16 protein-coding genes are annotated in these 19,289 nt (G+C 58.3%); 15 read left to right on the forward strand and 1 reads right to left on the reverse strand.

The genetic code is table 11. The features are described 5' to 3' along the window. Positions 1-7 precede the first annotated feature (7 nt). The 15 genes from FEZ62_RS12785 to FEZ62_RS12855 all read left to right on the forward strand — a co-directional run bounded on the left by FEZ62_RS12785 (position 8) and on the right by FEZ62_RS12855 (position 17,339). The gene (locus tag FEZ62_RS12785; RefSeq protein WP_172927988.1) at positions 8-370 is read left to right on the forward strand and encodes a Rieske 2Fe-2S domain-containing protein; all 363 of its coding nucleotides are present in this window, start codon (positions 8-10) and stop codon (positions 368-370) included. Between the two features lie 175 nt (positions 371-545). Continuing rightward, positions 546-1,670 carry an FAD-dependent oxidoreductase gene (locus FEZ62_RS12790; protein ID WP_172928143.1) on the forward strand — a complete coding sequence of 375 codons (1,125 nt, stop codon included), beginning with the start codon at positions 546-548 and terminating at the stop codon, positions 1,668-1,670. 121 nt (positions 1,671-1,791) lie between these two features. After that, the gene (locus FEZ62_RS12795; protein ID WP_172927990.1) at positions 1,792-3,453 is read left to right on the forward strand and encodes a DUF1302 domain-containing protein; all 1,662 of its coding nucleotides are present in this window, start codon (positions 1,792-1,794) and stop codon (positions 3,451-3,453) included. A gap of 12 nt (positions 3,454-3,465) precedes the next feature. Next, complete coding sequence (locus FEZ62_RS12800; protein ID WP_172927992.1) at positions 3,466-4,839, forward strand: DUF1329 domain-containing protein; 1,374 nt, start codon at positions 3,466-3,468, stop codon at positions 4,837-4,839. A gap of 183 nt (positions 4,840-5,022) precedes the next feature. After that, the gene (locus tag FEZ62_RS12805; RefSeq protein ID WP_242454954.1) at positions 5,023-6,075 is read left to right on the forward strand and encodes a YCF48-related protein; all 1,053 of its coding nucleotides are present in this window, start codon (positions 5,023-5,025) and stop codon (positions 6,073-6,075) included. A gap of 4 nt (positions 6,076-6,079) precedes the next feature. After that, on the forward strand, positions 6,080-8,557 hold the full coding sequence (locus FEZ62_RS12810; RefSeq protein WP_172927996.1) for an MMPL family transporter: 2,478 nt from the start codon (positions 6,080-6,082) through the stop codon (positions 8,555-8,557). A gap of 147 nt (positions 8,558-8,704) precedes the next feature. Beyond that, the gene (locus tag FEZ62_RS12815) at positions 8,705-9,919 is read left to right on the forward strand and encodes an MFS transporter (RefSeq protein ID WP_069899774.1); all 1,215 of its coding nucleotides are present in this window, start codon (positions 8,705-8,707) and stop codon (positions 9,917-9,919) included. A 54-nt stretch (positions 9,920-9,973) separates the two neighbouring features. After that, positions 9,974-10,564 carry a malonic semialdehyde reductase gene (locus tag FEZ62_RS12820; protein WP_172927998.1) on the forward strand — a complete coding sequence of 197 codons (591 nt, stop codon included), beginning with the start codon at positions 9,974-9,976 and terminating at the stop codon, positions 10,562-10,564. After that, complete coding sequence (locus FEZ62_RS12825; protein ID WP_172928000.1) at positions 10,561-11,337, forward strand: SDR family oxidoreductase; 777 nt, start codon at positions 10,561-10,563, stop codon at positions 11,335-11,337. Before FEZ62_RS12820 ends, FEZ62_RS12825 begins: the two co-directional genes overlap by 4 nt. A gap of 14 nt (positions 11,338-11,351) precedes the next feature. Further along, the gene (locus FEZ62_RS12830; RefSeq protein ID WP_069899771.1) at positions 11,352-11,933 is read left to right on the forward strand and encodes a cupin domain-containing protein; all 582 of its coding nucleotides are present in this window, start codon (positions 11,352-11,354) and stop codon (positions 11,931-11,933) included. Beyond that, positions 11,930-12,910, forward strand: a complete 981-nt coding sequence (locus FEZ62_RS12835) for a fumarylacetoacetate hydrolase family protein (protein WP_172928002.1) — start codon at positions 11,930-11,932, stop codon at positions 12,908-12,910. The genes FEZ62_RS12830 and FEZ62_RS12835 overlap by 4 nt, the downstream gene beginning before the upstream one ends. Positions 12,911-12,920: 10 nt before the next feature. Next, entirely contained in the window at positions 12,921-13,931 is a 1,011-nt protein-coding gene (locus tag FEZ62_RS12840; protein ID WP_172928004.1) for an NAD-dependent epimerase/dehydratase family protein, read from the forward strand. Beyond that, entirely contained in the window at positions 13,918-14,703 is a 786-nt protein-coding gene (locus FEZ62_RS12845; RefSeq protein WP_069899768.1) for a cyclase family protein, read from the forward strand. Before FEZ62_RS12840 ends, FEZ62_RS12845 begins: the two co-directional genes overlap by 14 nt. A gap of 50 nt (positions 14,704-14,753) precedes the next feature. Continuing rightward, entirely contained in the window at positions 14,754-16,406 is a 1,653-nt protein-coding gene (locus FEZ62_RS12850) for an arylsulfatase (protein ID WP_172928006.1), read from the forward strand. Positions 16,407-16,481: 75 nt separating this feature from the next. Continuing rightward, the gene (locus FEZ62_RS12855; protein WP_172928008.1) at positions 16,482-17,339 is read left to right on the forward strand and encodes a cache domain-containing protein; all 858 of its coding nucleotides are present in this window, start codon (positions 16,482-16,484) and stop codon (positions 17,337-17,339) included. Positions 17,340-17,567: 228 nt separating this feature from the next. Here FEZ62_RS12855 and FEZ62_RS12860 read toward each other — a convergent pair whose 3' ends face one another. After that, positions 17,568-19,025 (reverse strand): MDR family MFS transporter, encoded by a 1,458-nt coding sequence (locus FEZ62_RS12860; RefSeq protein ID WP_172928010.1) that lies wholly within the window; start codon positions 19,023-19,025, stop codon positions 17,568-17,570. Between the last annotated feature and the right edge of the window lie 264 nt (positions 19,026-19,289).

Raw genomic sequence — 19,289 nt, forward strand, 5'->3', positions numbered from 1 at the left:
TTGAGCGATGTGTGCAGCGCGAGTCGCTCTGTGCCTGACGAGTGAATTGGCTGAAGGCCAGGCCCGCGGATTCGATCCGCTGGGCCAGGGTCGAGACAGCGTTTTCGCGGTATTGCATCAGGGCCAGGTACGGCTTTACCGCAACAGTTGCCCGCATCTGGATGTGCGCCTGGAGTATCGCAAGGACCGTTTCATGTCCGCCGATGGCCAGAGAATTATCTGCTACGCCCACGGTGCCCAGTTTCTTCCTGAGTCCGGCCTGTGTGTTTACGGGCCGTGTCTTGGTGAGCAGTTGAGTGCCCTTGAATACCAGATTGATGAGGGTTGGCTGGTGCTGGATACCGCTCAGTTGAGTTTCTGCGAGTCGTGATTGATGTATCGCGTTTTGCGATACATCACATCCTTACATGCGATTAGTCAAATTGCTGGTAAGGCCCGATGCTTCAACCACAAAGCTTGGGTGGAGCACGTACGCGCAGATGACCACGCCTGAAGGTCAGCACTTGGCGTCCAACCCGGATCATAAGAACAAGAGTGAGAACATCATGAGTGCAGAGAACAAGGTATTAATCGTAGGTGGCGGCATTGGCGGTCTGTGCGCCGCAATCGCCCTGCGCCGCAAAGGCGTTGCAGTCGATCTGGTCGAGCTTAAAGCAGAGTGGACTGTCTACGGTGTCGGCATCATCCAGCAGAGCAACGTTGTTCGCGAAATGGCCAAGCTGGGCGTTCTCGATGGTTATCTCGATGCTGCTTATGCATTCGAAGACGTCACCATCAACACCACCTCCGGTCAGCAGCTGGCACGCATTCCCGGCCAGCGTCTGGCAGGCCCGGAATACCCGGCCAACGTGGGCATCTCACGCCTTGCGCTGCACAAAGTGCTCAGCGAAACCGCTATTGAGCTCGGCACTCAGGTGCGTTTGGGTCTTTCGGTTGAAACGCTCAACGAGGATGCCGACGGCGTAAACGTGCAATTCACCGATGGCACGCAAGGTCGTTACAGCCTGGTGGTTGGCGCTGATGGTTTGTTCTCGAAAGTACGCGGTCTGTTGTTTGGCGATAAATACCAGCCGCGTTTCACCGGCCAGTCTGTCTGGCGCTACAACTTCCCGCGCACCGCAGAAATCGATCATCTGGCCAACTATATGGGCCCGGCAGGCAACGCTGGCCTGGTGCCGCTGGCCGATGACCTGATGTACATGTTCGTGACCTCGCATGAGCCGAACAACCCGTGGATGGACAAGAGCGTGCTGGCGACTGAAATGCGCAAGCGCCTGAGCGGCTTCGAAGGTTTGATCGGCGAGCTGCGTGAGCAGATCACCGATGGCGAACAGGTGGTCTACAAGCCGCTCGAAGTGGTGTTTGTCGATGAGCCTTGGTATCGCGGTCGCGTTCTGCTGATTGGTGACGCGGCTCACGCCACCACGCCACATCTGGGGCAGGGCGCAGGCATGGCCATCGAAGATGCGGTGGTTCTCAGTGAGGAACTGACTGCAGGTGGCTCTCTCGAGCAGCAACTGCAACGGTTCATGGCGCGTCGTTTTGAGCGCTGCAAGTACATCGCAGAAAGCTCGGTGCTGGCTGGCGACAAAGAAATCGCGCACGACCGCGAGTTCGATCGCATCGGCCTGGTTAAACAGATGCTTGCGCGCACGGCTGAGCCTATCTAAGCCACAACAAAAATCACCTTTGTACCGTGAATACCTGACTTGGGTAGGGGCCTGCCTTGCCAACGCCCAAGTCAGAACTTGTAAGAACCAACGCATAAAAACAATAAAGAGGGCTACACCGATGTCATATCGCAACATCGCTGCGTCTCGCTACGCACCCTTCACCCTGTCCCTTGCAGCAATGCTGGTGCTTGGCGCACCCACTGCTCAGGCGTTTCAGATCAATACCGGTAATCCGGATTTTGGCCTGCGCTGGGACAACACCGTCAAATACAGCGCCGCCTGGCGTGTTAAGGATCAGAGCAGCCGCCTGACTGAAGGTCCTGTTGCGCTGAACCAGGACGACGGTGACCGCAACTTCGACAAGGGCCTGATCTCCAATCGTCTCGATCTGTTGTCTGAACTGGACATGTCGTTCGGCGACTTTGGTGCACGTATCAGCGGCGCTGCCTGGTACGACACCGAGTATCAGAAAGACACCGACGCCGATGATCCCCTGCGGGCCAACCAGCGCTCTGTCGCGTATGACGAGTTCACCGATGACACCCGCCACCTGCATGGCGGCAGTGGTGAGATTCTCGATGCATTCGTCTACTGGAATGGCGAGCTTGCCGAGCGCGCGATGTCGGTTCGCGCCGGTCGTCATGGCCTGGTCTGGGGTGAGAGCCTGTTCTTCGGGGCCAACGGCATTGCCGGTGGTATGGCTCCGATCGACGTTGTGAAAGCGGTATCGGTGCCTAACACCCAGTTCAAGGAAATTGTTCGCCCGGTTAATCAGCTATCGACAACTTATCAGTTGACGGACGATGTATCGCTCGGCGCCTACTACCAGTTGGAATGGGAAGAGACCCGTCTGCCGGGCTCGGGTAGCTACTTCTCGGTGAGTGACACCATTGGCGAAGGTAACGAGCGGCTGCTCACTGGCGGCGTATTGCCTAATGGCCAGAAGGTTGCGTTTTGGCATGGCAACGATAAAGAAGCGCGCAGTTCAGGGCAGGGCGGTGTGCAGCTGCGCTATGCAGCAGATACCGTGGACTACGGCTTCTACGCGATTCAGTACCACGACAAAACCCCGAAGCTGTACCTCAAGCAACCCACCGGCCCTGTCAATTTCCAGACTGGCAAACTCAGCGAATACTACTGGGTATACCCAGAAGACATCCAAGCGCTGGGCGCCAGCTTCTCGACAACGTCCGGCGAGTTCAACTGGGCGGGTGAAGCCTCGATGCGCTGGAACATGCCGCTGGTATCCAACGGTGTAACCATCGCGCCAGGGCAAGCCGCAGACAACAACGATGACGCGCTCTACGCAATCGGCCGCACGGCGCACGTCAACCTCAACTTCCTCGCAACGTTTGGTCCTTCGTTTATCTCCGAAGAGTCGGCAATGGTCGGCGAACTGGCCTGGAACCGTTTGCTCAGCGTGACCGACAACCGCGAGCAGCTTTCACCGAAAGCGACTGACGATGGCGTCGGCATGAAGCTGGTGTTCACCCCAACCTATCGCCAGATCTATCCGGGCATCGATTTGAGTGTGCCGATGGGCATCAGCTACTTCCCGATGGGCAAGTCGGCGGTGGTCAGCTCGTTTGGGCCTGATCGCGGCGGCGATTTGAACATCGGCGTCACCGCGACCTATCTCGACCGCGTGACCTTCGGCCTTAGTTACACCCACTACTACGGACCAGAAGACACCAACCTCGACGGGCAGACGCACTTCAACTTCGAACAGTCGCTGAAAGACCGTGACTACGTCGCCTTCAACGTTAAAACCACTTTCTAAGAGGACGTGAGAATGACTACCCAGTTCAAACTCAAGGCTTTGTGCTTTGCCGTGCTGACCAGCCTGGCCGTCAGCGCCTCGCCAGCTTTTGCAGTCACTGCTGAAGAAGCCGCCCAGCTGGGCAAGAACCTGACGCCGATGGGCGCAGAGAAAGCCGGTAATGCCGACGGCACCATTCCTGCCTGGGATGGTGGCTATACCAAAGTTGATCCGGCCTACAAACAAGGTGGCAAGCGCCTTGACCCGTTCGCAGCGGAAAAGCCGTTGTTCAGTATCACCGCCCAGAACATGGCGCAATACGCCGACAAGCTGAGCGATGGCACTAAGGCGATGTTTGCAAAGTATCCAGAAACCTACCGCGTCGATGTCTACCCGACTCACCGGACTGCGGCTGCACCGCAATGGGTGTATGACAACGTCGCGAAGAACGCCGTTAACGCGACACTGGTTGACAGCAGCGCTGGGCGAATTCCTCAGGGCGCTTACGGTGGCGTGCCGTTCCCGATCCCGAAAGACGGAACCGAGGCTATCTGGAACCACATCCTTAACTGGCGTGGCACCTCGGTTTCGATGCATTTCCGTCACTACCTGATGACCGCAGATGGTACTCAGGTAATGACCACGGACGGTAAAGCCATTCAGGAAATGCCGTACTACTACCCGGAAGGGTCTGCCGAGAAGTTTGAAGGTGATTACTGGCTGTTCCGCCTACTGAACGTTGGCCCGCCGATCCGCGCCGGTGAGCAGATTATGGGGCGCACCAACCTCAACGGTGACAAGTCGCAGGCTCACGTTTATCTGGCTGGCCAGCGCCGCGTGCGCAAACTGCCAAACGCCTGCTGCGACACGCCTACACCTGCTACCGCCGGGGTGATGAGCTTCGACGAATTGTCGGTGTTCCAAGGCCGAATCGATCGCTTCAACTGGAAGTTGATCGGCAAGAAAGAGATGTATGTGCCTTACAACGACAACAAGGTGCAGACCGCAGCCAAGCCCGAAGACCTGTTTGCCAAGCATCACATGAACCCTGATTACGTGCGTTGGGAACTGCACCGCGTTTGGGTGGTTGAAGCAGATCTGGCACCGGGCAAACGTCACCAGTTGCCGAAAGGGCGCTACTACCTCGACGAAGACACCTGGCAGGCCATGTTGGGTGACCGCTGGGATGCTAACGGCCAGCTGGCCAAAACCCTGTGGGCGCTGCCTGCGGTTATGCCGGATATCCCGGCTCACGCCACCTTGTCTTCGGGTTTCTACGACCTGACATCCGGCGCCTGGTTTATCCAGAACGTTTACACCGGGTTGCCAGAACAGTACGGCGTGGTTGATCGCTACAGAAAATCCGAGTTCTCGCCAGCCGCGATGGCCGGGCAGGGCGTGCGGTAAAGCAGTTGCTTGATGTTCGGGGCCAGCCTTTGCTGGCCCCACTGCAAGACGCGTTTTTTGAGGTCAATAATGAAAATAAAATCGCCCACCAATGGCCTGATTGTGGCCTTGGCTTTGTGTGCTAATAGCCTGGTCTGCCAAGCGGCTATGCCAGCTGCCGGTTCACCGTTGACGACCGCTGCCATGCACGTGACTGCCCCGGCAAAAGCCGTGCTGATTGATCTGGCACGTGCCGGCTCGCGTTTGGTTGCGGTGGGTGAGCGGGGTCTGGTGCTGGTCTCTGACGACAATGGCCAGAGCTGGAAACAAGTACCGGTGCCTGTTTCGGTGAGCCTTACAGCCGTGCAGTTTACCGATGCCAAACATGGTTGGGCAATTGGTCACGCCGGGGTCGTGTTGGCGACGGTTGATGGTGGCGAAAGCTGGAAGCAGCAACTCAGCGGCCTGGACGCCGCCAATATTGAACTTGAAGCCGCGCGCAAAGACTTGCTCGCAGTGACGGCAGCCGCCGCGGTGAATACAAGCGACGCTACGGCCGTCGATGAACAAACGCTGGACTCAACCGCAGTCGATAACGCCGATCTGCGCGTTCAAAACGCCGAACGCTTGATTGCGGACGGCCCGGACAAGCCATTTCTGGCTATCCACTTCACTGATTCCAAGCATGGGCTGATCGCCGGTGCTTACGGCATGTTGTTGCAAACCAACGACGGCGGTGCCAGCTGGCAGTCGCTGGTTGGTCATGTCGACAATCCGATGGGTGCGCATCTGTATGCAATCGCCCAGCACGGCAATGACTGGTACCTCGCGGGCGAGCAGGGCTTTGTGGCTCGTTCCAGCGATGCGGGCCAGTCATTCGTGCAACTCGAAAGCCCTTACGAGGGCAGCTTTTTCACCGCGCATGTTACGGATGACGGCGCCCTGGTCGTGGCCGGTCTGAAAGGTCACGCGTTTATTTCCCACGACAGCGGCCAGTCCTTTGAGCTGATGCCTGTGCCAATGCCGGTTTCTTTCAGCGACTCCACGCAACTGGCAGACGGTCGCACCTTGCTGGCCAATCAGGCCGGCGGGCTGTTCCTCAGCGATGCCAAGGCGGGCGCTGCATTGCAAATGTTTGGCAAGCCACTGGGTAAGCCAGTCGCGAGTTTGGTCCAGGCTGCCGATGGCAGTGTGGTTGTTGCCGGGTTCACCGGATTGTTGCGCCTGACGCAGCCATCCACAGCTGCGACGGAGTGAGGTTATGAAGTCCTCTAACAGTTTCAATGCCAGTGATATGGCCGATTTCGACCCACGCTCTGGCTCGGTTCTTGAGCGCGCGCTGTTCAACCACCGCATCTGGGTTCTGCTGGTGTGTTTGATCACCACGGTGGTGCTGGGTTTTCAGACATCCCGCGTGGAGCTCAATGCCAGCTTCGAGAAAATGATCCCGACGCAGCACCCCTATATTGCCAACTATCTGGATCACCAGCGTGAGTTGAGTGGGTTGGGCAATGCGCTGCGCATTGCTGTCGCCAATAAAAAGGGTGATATCTACGACGCTGACTACCTGAAAACTCTGCAGCAACTAAGCGATCAGATTTACCTGCTGCCAGGTGTCGACCGCGCTTACATGAAGTCGCTCTGGACCCCGGCAACCCGCTGGGTCGCAGTGACGGAAGAGGGCCTGGATGGCGGCCCGGTCATCCCCGATGAATACGATGGCAAGGCGCAAAGCCTGGCCCAGTTACGGCGCAATGTGCAGCAGTCCAACGAGATCGGCCAACTGGTCGCGTTTGATCAGCGCTCAAGCATTATCTATGTGCCGCTGCTGGCGAAAACACCGGACGGCAAAGCGCTCGACTATTCCGTTTTGTCCGAGCAACTCGAAGCGCTGCGTACAAAGTATTCAAGCGACTCGATCGATATTCACATTACCGGCTTCGCCAAGAAGGTCGGCGACCTGATCGCCGGCCTCAAGCAGATCGTGCTGTTCTTCATCGTCGCGATCCTGATCACTACGGTGGTGCTGTACTGGTACACCCGCTGCGTTCGCAGCACCTTGCTGGTGGTGTTCTGTTCGCTGGTGGCGGTGGTCTGGCAGCTTGGTTTGCTGCCGATTCTCGGCTACCAACTCGATCCGTACTCGGTACTCGTGCCGTTTCTGGTGTTCGCCATCGGCATGAGCCACGGCGCACAGAAAATGAACGGCATCATGCAGGACATCGGTCGCGGCATGCACCGGGTGGTCGCTGCGCGCTTCACCTTCCGCCGGTTGTTCCTGGCGGGTCTGACTGCACTGCTGTGTGATGCCGTGGGCTTCGCGGTGCTGATGATCATCAAGATTCAGGTCATCAAGGATCTGGCGCTGATCGCCAGTATCGGTGTGGCCGTGCTGATCTTCACCAACCTGATCCTGCTGCCTGTTCTGCTTTCTTATGTAGGCGTGAGCCCGCGTGCCGCGCAGCTGAGCCTGAAGAGCGAGCAAGCCGAGCAATCCGGTCAGCAGCGTCATGCGTTCTGGCGCTTCCTCGACCTGTTCACCCAGCGTCGCTGGGCGTCCATCTGCGTGGCAGCAAGCCTGGCGCTGGCGGTATTCGGTTTCATGGTCAGCGAGCACTTGAGTATCGGTGACCTCGATGCCGGTGCGCCGGAACTGCGTCCGGACTCACGTTACAACCGTGACGATGCCTTCCTTACCGAAAAGTACGGGGCCAGCAGTGATCTGTTCGCGGTCATGGTCAAAACCCCGGCCGGTGCGTGCGCCCGTTACGACATTCTCAACAAGGTCGATAACCTCGACTGGCAACTGCGCAGCCTGCAGGGTGTCGATTCGACCAACTCGCTGGCGTTGCTCAACCGACGGATGCTGGTGGGCTTCAGCGAGGGCAGCGCCAAGTGGTACGAGCTGCAGAACAACCAGGCGATGCTCAACATGATCACCGCCAGTGCGCCGCGTGGTCTGTACAACGAAAACTGTAGCTTGCTGACGCTGTACGCCTACCTGACCGACCACAAAGCCGCGACGCTGACGCGCCTGGTCGATCATGTTGAAGCCTTTGCCGCTGCGAATAACACCGATGAAGTGCAGTTCATGTTGGCCGCAGGCAGCGCTGGCATCGAAGCGGCCACCAACATCGTGGTTAAGCAGGCCAACCGCGAGATGCTGATCTGGGTGTACGCCGCGGTGATCCTGCTGTGCCTGGTCACTTTCCGCTCGTGGCGCGCCACGGTGTGCGCGGTAATCCCGCTGATGCTCACCTCGATTCTCTGCGAAGCACTGATGGTGTGGCTGAATATCGGCGTCAAGGTCGCAACCTTGCCAGTGATCGCACTCGGTGTGGGCATTGGCGTGGATTACGCGCTGTATGTCATGAGCATCATGCTCGCGCATCTGCGCCGTGGTGAGAGCCTGTCCGAGTCTTACTACAACGCGTTGCTGTCGACCGGCAAGGTGGTGATGCTCACCGGTGTGACGCTGGCGATTGGTGTGGCGACGTGGATTCTTTCGCCAATCAAATTCCAGGCCGACATGGGCGTGCTGCTGGCCTTCATGTTCATCTGGAACATGGTGGGAGCACTGATTCTGCTGCCGGCACTGGCGTACTTCCTGTTGCCGAGCAAGGTCAGCGAGCAAGCCGCAAACACTGCTAATAAACCGTCGGTAAACGGCCAACCCACAACTAAATCACAGACCACGGTCGATGTTGCGCCACTGGCGCGCGGCGTCTCGCCGACCTGATTGCGTGTAAAGACCCAACAATAACAAGAGTGAACCTGAGATGAATCGAGCAATTGCCTTAAGCCAGGGTTTCTGGAGCGTGTTGGTTATTGGTTTGGCCGCTTACGGCGCGGCTGTGTGTGGCATCAGCCAGCAAGAGGAAAACCAATGAGCAGCGTGCGCCAGGCGGGTTTGCCGCAGTCATTGTTGTTGCTGTTGGGCAGCTGTTTGCCGGTGTTGGGCGCGGTGTTGTTGGCGCCGGTGTTGCCGCGTATGCAGGCGCATTTTGCCGAAACCCCGGGCGCTCAGGTGCTGGTGCCGATTGCGCTGACATTACCGGCGCTGGTGATCGCTTTACTGGCGCCATTCGCCGGCGTAATTGCCGACCGTCTGGGCCGTAAATCACTGCTGCTGGGTGCAATGCTGTTGTATTCGGTGTGCGGCGTGTTGCCCCTGTGGCTTGAGTCGCTCGAGGCAATCGTGGTCAGTCGCGCCGGTATCGGCCTGGCAGAAGCCGCGATCATGACCTGCTGCACCACGCTCATGGGCGATTACTACGACGGGGCACGGCGCGAGCGGCTGTTCGCCTTGCAAATGGTTGCCACTTCGCTGTCGGCGGCTATTTTCATGGGGCTGGGTGGTGCGCTGGGTGAGAGCGGCTGGCGTACGCCGTTTGCCCTGTATGCGGTGGGTTTGGTGTTTCTACCCCTGATGGCCAAATTGCTGTGGGAGCCGGTTGCGCAAGGCGCCGGGGCGCTGCTGGAGAAGTCCGCACAACAAGCATTCCCGTGGGGCACGTTGGCACCTTTATATGTGCTGACTTTTCTGGCCGGGTTGAGCCTGTTCATTGTACCGGTGCAGGCGGGTTATCTGCTTAACCTGCTGCATGTCGATGCGCCCAAGCAAATCGGCATGACCATGGGTGCCAATCAACTCGGCGTACTGGCGGGGGCACTGAGCTTCCGCGTGCTCAGCGGTTTGGCCAGCCATCGCCAACTGCTGCTGGCCTTTGCGCTCGCAGGGCTCGGCGGTCTGCTCATGGCGCTGTCCACCAGCCACGCCATGGTTGTGGTGGCCGTGCTGATCAATGGGCTGGGCATTGGTCTGATGCTGCCGACCCTGATCACCTGGATTATGTCGCACGTCGATTTCTTCCAGCGCGGCCGCGCGGCGGGCATGTTCACTGCCGCCTTGTTCGCAGGTGAGTTTGTCAGCCCGCTGGCAGTGCTGGCGATCACTGGCGGGGTCAACGACACACTGCCGACCGCACTGGCTGTGATCGCCGTGGCGCAGTTGCTGATCGCATTGATGTGCCTGTTTCTGCCGCGACTGACGGCCACTAAAGCCCCCGCGATGAGTGTTGAGAATCTGGCTCAGCACTGAGCATTTGCACCCGCAAGTACGGGCATCCGCTACTCGATTGATAAGGTGTTTTTGATGAATCAAGCATTATCCAGTGACGTTCTAGCACAACTGTTTGTTGAGGCTCGCTCACACAATGCCTGGCTGGATAAGCCGGTATCAGATGAGTTGCTGCACACGCTTTACAACACATTCAAGCAAGGGCCGACCAGCAATAATTGCAGCCCGGCACGCTTTGTATTTGTGCGCAGCGAAGAAGCTAAACAGCAGTTGTTACCGGCACTGAAAGGCCACAACGGCGAGAAGATGCTGCAAGCGCCTGTGACTGCAATTGTGGCCTTCGACAGCCAGTTCTTCGAGTTCCTGCCTGAGCTGTTCCCGATCTACGACGCCGCCGCGCCATACCGCGGTAATCCTCAGTTGGCGCACATCGCGGCATTGCGCAACGGCAGCTTGCAAGGCGCCTACCTGATGCTCGCAGCGCGTGCGCTGGGGTTGGATTGCGGGCCAATGTCCGGCTTCGACAATGCCCTGGTTGATAGCACGTTCTTCGCGGATGGCCGCTGGAAGAGCAACTTCCTGTGCAGCCTGGGCTATGGCGATTCCAGCAAGTTGCGACCGGCCGGCCCGCGTTTGTCTTTCGAGCAGGCGTGCGTGTTGGCATGAGCAGCCAACTGTTTTCGTTGGCTGGAAAAGTCGCGCTGATTACCGGCGCGACTCGCGGCATCGGTTTGGCCATTGCACGTGAATATGCCAGAGCTGGTGCGCGGGTGGTAATCAGCAGCGAGAACGCCGAACACTGCCAACAGGCGGTCAGCCTACTGGCAGATGAGGGCTTTGAAGTCAGTGCTGTGGTCGCGGATCTGAGCCAGCAAGTCCAGGCTGATTCACTCGCCAGCGCCGTGCTTGAACGCTTTGGACGTATCGACGCCCTCGTTTGTAATGCCGGAGTAGCGCCACATATGGGCGCGTTGGCCAGTGCCAGTGCAGCAGATTGGGAGTTGACCATGACCGTCAATTTGCGCAGCGCGCTGTGGCTGACCAGCGCAATGCTGCCAAACATGGCCGCGCAGGGTGGTGGCAGTGTGGTGCTGATGGCCAGCATTGCCGGGGTTCGCGGCAACAAGGGGTTAGGTTTGTATGGCTTGTCGAAGGCGGCTCTTGCCCAGCTCGCGCGCAACCTGGCGGTGGAGTGGGGGCCGCGCAACGTGCGGGTCAATGCCATCAGTCCAGGCGTCATTGCCACCGAATTTGCCCGCCCACTCACCGATAACCCAGAGGTAATGAGCAAACGCATTGCTCTGACGCCGCTGCGACGCGTCGGTATCCCGGACGAAATTGCTGCCCTTGCCGTGCTGCTGGCTGCGCCTGGCGGGGCGTTTATCACAGGACAAAATTTGCTCGTCGATGGTGGCACCACCATCGGTGACGGTAACTGATCGAGGATAGATTCATGCAAAAACTGCCTAGCTTTAAACGCGTGGTCACAGGTCACGATGCCAGCGGCCAAGCAGTGGTCGCGATGAGCGGCGAGACGCCGAACAACTTTCCCCTCAAGGCTGTTCCCGGCACGGTGTTTTATGAGGTATGGAACAGCCAGAGCAGCCCGGCAGTGCTGGATAACGGCGATGACCCGACTGACAAACCATTGCAGTTAAGCCCCGGTTTGCTGGGCAGCGTAATCCGCGTCGTCGATATTCCACCAGACAGCGTACAGAACAACGTCAGTGATGCTGAGGCTGCTGCCACATTCGCGGAAATTGGCCAGGCCCATGCGGGCACGGGCACCAAGGACTCGAAGCACAAACTGATGCATCGCACCGAAACTCTCGACTACGGCATCGTCACCGAAGGTGAAGTGTGGCTGGTACTCGACGGCGAAGAGGTGCACCTCAAACGCGGTGATGTGGTTGTGCAGCGCGGCACAAATCACGCATGGAGCAACCGCACAGAAGCCATGTCGCGCATGGTTTTCATCCTTCTGGACGGCCAGTACGCGCCGGATCTGGCTGCATTACTCGGAGCACACGCATGAAATTGGCAACCCTTGATAACGGCACCCGCGACGGCTGCTTGCTGGTGGTCTCACGTGACCTGAAACGTGCCCTGGATGCAAGCCATATCGCTGTAAATATGCTGTTTGCCATCGAGAACTGGCGCAGTGTCGAGCCGCAATTACAGGCGCTGTATACCCAGCTCAACGCAGGCCAGTTTGATGGCAGTTTAGCCTTCGACCCAACTGCGGTGATGGCGCCGCTACCACGCACGTATCAATGGCTGGATGGTTCGGCGTTCCTTAATCACGGCGAATTGATGCAGAAAGCCTTCCACCTTGACCCGATTGAGGGGGCAGATATCACGCCGCTGATGTATCAAGGCGCAGGCGACGACTTTATCGGTTCACGTGCTGATATTCCTTTGCCCAGCGAAAGCCTTGGTATCGACTTTGAGGGCGAGTACGGGGTGATCGTCGACGCTGTGCCGATGAGCTGCAGCGCAGCTGATGCAGCGGCGCATATCAAACTGATCGTGCAAATCAATGACATGAGCCTGCGTGCGCTGGCACCACGCGAAATGAAAACCGGCTTTGGCTTCGTCCAGGCCAAGTCGTCTTCAAGTTTTGCCGCTGTGGCCGTTACTCCGGATGAACTCGGTGATGCCTGGCAGGGCCAGCGCGTGCATCTGCCGTTGCAGGTGAACTGGAACGGTGAATGGTTCGGGCATCCGAATGGGCGTGAGATGAACTTCAGTTTCGCCGAGCTGATTGCCCACGCCGCGTTCACCCGCAAATTATCCGCCGGCACGATCATCGGTTCGGGCACGGTCTCCAATGCCGATCGCAGCGCAGGTTCTGCGTGCATCTCGGAGCGCCGCGCCATCGAGATGATTGAGCACGGTAAACCGCAAACCGGTTTCATGCAGTTTGGTGATCGCGTGCAGATGGACGTGATTGGTGCCGATGGCCAGTCGCTGTTTGGCGGCATCGACCAACGTGTAGTCGCTGCCGACTAAGGAGCAGGTCATGCGGGTAATGGTTACGGGCGCAAACGGTTTTGTCGGTCGTGTACTGGTTGAGCGCCTGTTGGCGCAAGGGCAACTGCGCGGTCGTGAAATAGCGGCGTTGTTGCTGTTGGATCAGGAACTGAACGGTTTCCCGGAAGACTCACGCCTGCGCCGGCACATTGGCAGCATTACCGACCCGGCCTTGTTACGCCGGGCGCTGGCCGATGGCATCGACGTGGTGTTTCATCTGGTCAGTCTGCCAGGCGGCGCGGCCGAAGCGCAGTATTCCCTTGGCTATCAGATCAACCTCATGGCGAGCCTGGAGCTGCTCGATCAGTTACGCGAGCATTCGGGTTCACCGGTGATGGTTTACGCCAGCAGCGTTGCTGTTTACAACCCGGACTTTGCCGCACGTATGGACGAGTCCGCGGCCAAGCGTCCGGCATTGTCTTACGGCGCGCACAAACTGATGGTCGAAACGGCGATTACCGACCTTGCCCGGCGCGGCGATGTTGACGCCCGCGCAGTGCGCCTGCCAGGCATTGTTGCGCGGCCGCAACAACCTAATGGCCTGCGCTCAGCATTCATGAGCGATCTGCTGAGTGCCTTCGCTGAGGGAAAACCCTACTGCTGTCCAGTCTCGGAGGAGGCGCGTTGTTGGTGGATGTCGGCGCAGTGCTGCGTCGATAACCTGATACATGCGGCCCAACTCGACGGCTCCGATCTGGACGGCGAGCGGGTCTGGCAGCTGCCTGTATTGCACCTGAGCATTGCCCAGATTATTGATGCGCTGGCCGCCATATACGGTGAAGAGCGCCGGCAGCTGATCAGCTTTGCTGCCGATGCCCAACTCGAAGAATTGTTTGGCAATTACCCGCCGATGAAAACCCCGCAAGCACGAGCCCTTGGCTTTCGCCATGACGGCTCGGCAGCTGCACTGATCCGCAATTCACTCAAACCAAAAGCCGTTGCGCGAAGCAAATCCGCAGGGGCCAGGAAGTCCGGAGTTACTGCTTATGAAAACGTCTAACCGTCGTTTGGTCGACCTTTCGGTCACGCTTGAGAACAACCCGTACACCGATCCGCCGCCGTTGCTGCCAAAGATCGAATACACCGACCATCAGCAAGGTTGGCCAGAGATGGCGGCCATGTTTCCGGGGCTGACCAAGGATCAATTACCGGGTGACGAGTCGTGGGCCGCCGAACGCCTGCAAATCACTACGCACAGCGGCACCCACATGGATGCGCCGTGGCATTACGCCTCGACCACCGATGGCGGCAAACCTGCGTTCGGTATCGACGAGTTGCCGCTGGACTGGTGTTTGCAGCCGGGTGTGAAACTCGATTTTCGCGCGCTGCCGGACGGCCATGTGGTGACGGCTGCCGAAATTGAAGCTGAACTGGCGCGCATTGGCCATGATTTGCAGCCGCTGGACATCGTTTTGATCAACACCCGAGCCGGCGAAATATTTGGCCAGCCGGGTTATCTCGATGCCGGTGTCGGTATTGGCCGTGAAGCCACTTTGTATCTGCTGGAGCGCGGTGTGCGGGTGGTCGGAACCGATGCCTGGAGCTGGGATGCGCCGTTCAAGTACACCCGCGAGCGCTTTGCCGAAAGCGGCGACGCGTCGATCATCTGGGAAGGCCACAAGGCTGGCCGCGACATTGGTTACGGGCAGATGGAAAAGCTCGCCAACCTCGATCAGTTGCCCGCCAACGGATTTATGGTTTCGTGCTTCCCCTATAAAATCAAACACGCTTCGGCCGGCTTCGTGCGCGCTGTCGCTATTTTCGAGGATTGAGCTGCGCCTGCGTGGCGCGCCAATGCTTTACAAGAACAAGAGAGGTTGTAATGCGTATTAACCGTCTGACCCAAGCCTTGCTGTTTGGGCTTCTGGCTGCTGGCAATGCAGCGGCCGCCACCAGCAGCCAGCCGAACATTCTGCTGATTCTCGCCGATGATCTGGGCTATTCCGATCTGGGCGCTTTTGGTGGTGAGATCAACACACCGCAACTCGATACGCTGGCCAAGGCCAACCTGCAATTGACCAGCATGTACGCCGCGCCGACCTGCTCGCCAACCCGCTCGATGCTGATGTCTGGCACCGATCACCATCTTGCCGGGCTGGGCACCATGGCTGAAGCTTTGATGCCTTTCCAAAAAGGCCATCCGGGCTATGAGGGTTATCTGAATCAACAGGTTTACTCGATGCCGCAACTGCTGCAAAACGGCGGTTACGACACCATGATGGTGGGCAAGTGGCACCTGGGTCTGACGCCTGAGCAGGGGCCGGCTGCGCGTGGTTTTCAGCAGTCCTTCAGCATGCTTGAAGGCGGCGCATCGCACTTCAAACCGCGCGCTGATGAGCCAAGCAAGATCGAGCAGGTGCATTACGTTGAGAACGGCAAAGCGGTCGAGGTGCCGGATGATTTTTACTCGACGGACTTCTACACCGACAAACTGATCAGCTACATGAAGAATACCCGCAAGGACGGCAAACCGTTCTTTGCCTACGCAGCCTACACGGCGCCACATTGGCCGTTACAAGCCCCGGATGCTTATCTGGACAAGTACAAGGGGCGTTACGACAAAGGCTATGACAGCGTACGCACGGCACGTATTGAGCAGATGAAAAAGCTCGGCTTGCTGCCAGCTGATTTTGCTGCCGCCAGACCAATTCCGGCCAATCCGCACCTGCCCGGTTGGGAGCAGCTGACGCCTGAGCAACAACAGGCAGAGGCGCGCAAGATGGAAATCTACGCAGCGATGGTGGATAACCTCGACCATAACATCGGCCGGTTGTTGGACTACCTGCGTGAAAGCGGCCAGTACGACAACACCCTCATCGTGTTCATGTCGGATAACGGCGCCGCAGGCGAGAACCACAGCCAGTGGTATCCAAACGGCAAGCACACCGATAACAGCCTGGCGAATCTCGGCCGGATCAATTCGGAAGTCGATTACGGCGTGCGCTGGGCTGAGGTCAGTGCCGCGCCATTCCACCTGTTCAAAGGCTCCACAGCCGAGGGCGGAATCAGTGTTCCGGCCATCGTCAAAATGCCCAAAGCCATGGCGCGTCAGGGCCGGTTGAGCGAAGTCGCACGGGTAGATGATCTACTGCCTACCTTCTTGGCGGTTGCTGGTCTGCCTCTGCCTGCGGATGATGCTAACAAGCACGCCATTACCGGCAAGTCGATGCTGGCGATGCTTTCTGGCAAGCAAGAGCAAGCTCAACAGCCAGTGCTGGCCGGGGAGTTGTTCGGCAACGCCTACTACCGTGAAGGCAACATGAAATTGCTCGGGATGCGCCCGCAAGTAGGATTTGGTGAGGCACCGAAGCCGCCGAAATGGACGCTCTATGATCTGTCCAAGGACCGCGGCGAAACCAATGATCTTGCCGGCGCTCAGCCAGAGCAGGTCAAGCGTATGCAACAGGCCTGGGGGGCTTACACCCAACAGGTTGGCGTTGTTCGCCCACCCGTAGCACAGGCCAAAGCTGACTAACGTGCTGCGGGCTTGCGCGCGCACCAGTTATACGCGGCGACAGGAACATCTGTTGCCGCTTACAGGAGTGACATCATGCACATCATTAACCGGATCAGTTGCGCTTTATTACTGACCTTGGGCGTGTTGGGTGCCGCCGGCGCCAGCGCGCAAACCGAACAGCAGGAAACCGCTGCCAAAAGCCTGTTGAGTAATGCTGTCGAGTATTACCGGATGCAGGGCGATGCGGCGTTTGCAGCGTTTAGCCGTCAGGGTGAATTCATTGATGGTGAGCACTATGTGTTTGTCATTGATGACGACGGCACCATGCTTGCCAGTGGCGGCACCTCTGCTGTACTCATCGGCCGCAATGTACTCAACACGCTGGAGCCTGAGTTGCGTGAGGCATTATCGCAGGCACTGGCAGGTTCGAACGATGGCCAGATTCATAGCGCCGAGTACCGCTGGATGAACGCACGTGACGGGCGGGTAGAGCGCAAGAAGGTCTACTTCCAGCGTGAAGGTGACAGGGTCATTGCTGTTGGCCTGTATCTGCCGCGCGCCACACCGGAGCAGGCCGAGAAATTTCTGGACCGCGTGGCGACGGCTGTCGAGAAAGATCCAGAGGCAACGCTGCGGGCGATCAATGATCTCTCGCCGCAATTTCATGAGGATGATCTCTACGCCTTTGTCGTCGATCAGAGCAATCATCGCTATCTTGCCCATGGTTACAACAAACGCCTGATTGGCGTCGATTTCGCAACTGTTGAGGACCCGCAAGGTAAGCCGGTTGGCGTGCCCATTCTCAAACTCATGGAAACAGCGGATCGCGGCGGCTACGACTACAGCTGGAAGAACCCGGTGACCGGTAAAGTCGAGGACAAGCATGCCTTGATTCGCAAGGTCGGCAATTATCTGGTGGCCGTGGGTTATTACCGTAAACCGCGTGATTAGCGACCGTCTGAAGTCGGAATATTTCGGATAGAAAACAATCCGTCGGAGCCTGCGAAAGCATCGGACAATGCAGCAAAAGTCCGATGGTTTTGTGGGCTTCTGCGTTTAACTATGGCCAAGTTATGTGGTGATTGCGCTGGCCCCATGACGGTTAACCTGATGGGTTAAGCATCCTCCGGTTGTGCAACATTGTTGAATGCAACAATCGCAAGCCACACTGTTTCTTGCTCATGTGGCTTGGCTTTCTGCCGGTTTGCTTTGGTGCAGGCTTAATGGCCGATCTTCCATGCGCAGGGCGATTACCAGCGGGATGAGGGCAATCGCGGCATCAATCAATAACAGATGTCGGAATGCCAGCCCAACTGTCCCGGAGTCATCTGCATTGAAGGCTGCCTGACCAAGCGCCAGGCTCGGCAGCAGATGCCAGAGCAGGCTCGACAACAGCGCTGCGCCCACCGCACCGCCAAACCCGCGAAACAGGCCGCACACACCGGTCGCCACGCCAAGATGGCTTTTAGGTGCTGCGTTTTGTACAGCAACCAGTGAGGTTGGAAATTGCAGGCCAAGTGAAATACCGCACAGCAGCAATACCGGAAGGCGCAGAAAAAATGAGCCTGGATCTACGAACGCGAGCAATGTCAGGGCCACAGGTACTAACAGCGCGCCGCTGATGATCGGAGGCTTGTAACGGGCCAGGTGGGCGCTTAAACGACCGCCGATGTAGGCGCCGATTGGGGCACCAAACGCCAGTGCCATTAACTGGCTGGCGCTTTCGCCCATGCCGCCCACGCCTTGCAGTTGCAGCGGCACAACTACGGCCAGGCCGATTGCTTGAAAGTTAGCGAAAAACAGCAGTGACCAACCGCTGCGAATCGCGGCAATGCGCAGCAACAGTGGTGGAATCAGCGGATCGGTCGTACGCCGCTGATGCCAGATGAAAACACTCAGGCCAACCAGTGCTAGCAGTGCTGTAACAGCCAATGAAGGCCCCACTTGAACGGGCTGTTCGCCCAATTCGGTAATCAGCAATAGCAGGCTGCTCAAGCCGATAATCAGCAGTGCACAGCCGAAGTAGTCGATGCGCGCACGACGACGAATTTCGACCAGACCGGCGAGCCGGTTCCAGCACAGCCACATCGCAATAGCGCCCAGCGGCAGGTTGATCCAGAAAACCCAGCGCCACGACAACTGGCTGCTGAGAAAGCCGCCCAGCGAGGGGCCAAGCAGGCTGGCCAACGCAAACATGCCGCTGAACCACGCCTGATAACGGCCGCGTTCTGCCGGTGCAATCAGATCCCCGACCAGCGCCTGAATAATCGCCATCATCCCGCCTGCGCCAATGCCTTGCAGCACTCGCGCGCCGACCAGTTGCTGCATGCTTTGTGCGAGCCCGCACAGTACCGAGGCCAAAACAAAAAGCCCGATGGAAAGCATCAGCAAACGTCTGCGGCCGAACAGGTCACTGAGCTTGCCGAGGATGGGTGTGGTCACCGTCAACGCGAGCATATAGCCCGACATGATCCATGCAAGCAGACCACTGCCTGGCAATTGCTGGGAGATGGTGGGCAGGGCGACCGCAACGACCGTTTGATCGAGCGCTGCGAGAAAGACGCCGAGCATCAGGCCCATCAGAATATGGCGTAATTGAGCAGGGGATAGCGGCGCGGCAGTGGCTAGGTCATTCATGCATGGGTTTCTTTATAAAGATGGGCGCAGTCTTCACGGGCGTGGAGCCCGCTGCAACAACTGACCATAAGTAACGTCGAAGGTTTGCTGCTAAGCGCGGTGCCGACCCTGGAATTGCCCAGGGTCGGGGTCATCAGCAACGAGGCGGATAGCCCCGTGCGTTTGACGGGCGCAACTTGATAAAGGCAGCAACCCGCTTGTGGCGGATTGCTGACAGCCTGAATTCCACCGCGTGGAATCCTGAAGCATGCCTGCCGTTGTGGC

Origin of the sequence: Pseudomonas sp. MS19, from assembly GCF_013277615.1 — a bacterium.
In the GTDB taxonomy this organism is placed as follows: Bacteria; Pseudomonadota; Gammaproteobacteria; order Pseudomonadales; family Pseudomonadaceae; genus Aquipseudomonas; species Aquipseudomonas marincola.

Bases quoted from the DNA above. Each gene is read 5' to 3' on its own strand.
- FEZ62_RS12785 (WP_172927988.1), top strand. From the start codon at position 8: ATGTGTGCAGCGCGAGTCGCTCTGTGCCTGACGAGTGAATTGGCTGAA.
- FEZ62_RS12790 (WP_172928143.1), top strand. From the start codon at position 546: ATGAGTGCAGAGAACAAGGTATTAATCGTAGGTGGCGGCATTGGCGGT.
- FEZ62_RS12795 (WP_172927990.1), top strand. From the start codon at position 1,792: ATGTCATATCGCAACATCGCTGCGTCTCGCTACGCACCCTTCACCCTG.
- FEZ62_RS12800 (WP_172927992.1), top strand. From the start codon at position 3,466: ATGACTACCCAGTTCAAACTCAAGGCTTTGTGCTTTGCCGTGCTGACC.
- FEZ62_RS12805 (WP_242454954.1), top strand. From the start codon at position 5,023: ATGCACGTGACTGCCCCGGCAAAAGCCGTGCTGATTGATCTGGCACGT.
- FEZ62_RS12810 (WP_172927996.1), top strand. From the start codon at position 6,080: ATGAAGTCCTCTAACAGTTTCAATGCCAGTGATATGGCCGATTTCGAC.
- FEZ62_RS12815 (WP_069899774.1), top strand. From the start codon at position 8,705: ATGAGCAGCGTGCGCCAGGCGGGTTTGCCGCAGTCATTGTTGTTGCTG.
- FEZ62_RS12820 (WP_172927998.1), top strand. From the start codon at position 9,974: ATGAATCAAGCATTATCCAGTGACGTTCTAGCACAACTGTTTGTTGAG.
- FEZ62_RS12825 (WP_172928000.1), top strand. From the start codon at position 10,561: ATGAGCAGCCAACTGTTTTCGTTGGCTGGAAAAGTCGCGCTGATTACC.
- FEZ62_RS12830 (WP_069899771.1), top strand. From the start codon at position 11,352: ATGCAAAAACTGCCTAGCTTTAAACGCGTGGTCACAGGTCACGATGCC.
- FEZ62_RS12835 (WP_172928002.1), top strand. From the start codon at position 11,930: ATGAAATTGGCAACCCTTGATAACGGCACCCGCGACGGCTGCTTGCTG.
- FEZ62_RS12840 (WP_172928004.1), top strand. From the start codon at position 12,921: ATGCGGGTAATGGTTACGGGCGCAAACGGTTTTGTCGGTCGTGTACTG.
- FEZ62_RS12845 (WP_069899768.1), top strand. From the start codon at position 13,918: ATGAAAACGTCTAACCGTCGTTTGGTCGACCTTTCGGTCACGCTTGAG.
- FEZ62_RS12850 (WP_172928006.1), top strand. From the start codon at position 14,754: ATGCGTATTAACCGTCTGACCCAAGCCTTGCTGTTTGGGCTTCTGGCT.
- FEZ62_RS12855 (WP_172928008.1), top strand. From the start codon at position 16,482: ATGCACATCATTAACCGGATCAGTTGCGCTTTATTACTGACCTTGGGC.
- FEZ62_RS12860 (WP_172928010.1), bottom strand. From the start codon at position 19,025: ATGAATGACCTAGCCACTGCCGCGCCGCTATCCCCTGCTCAATTACGC.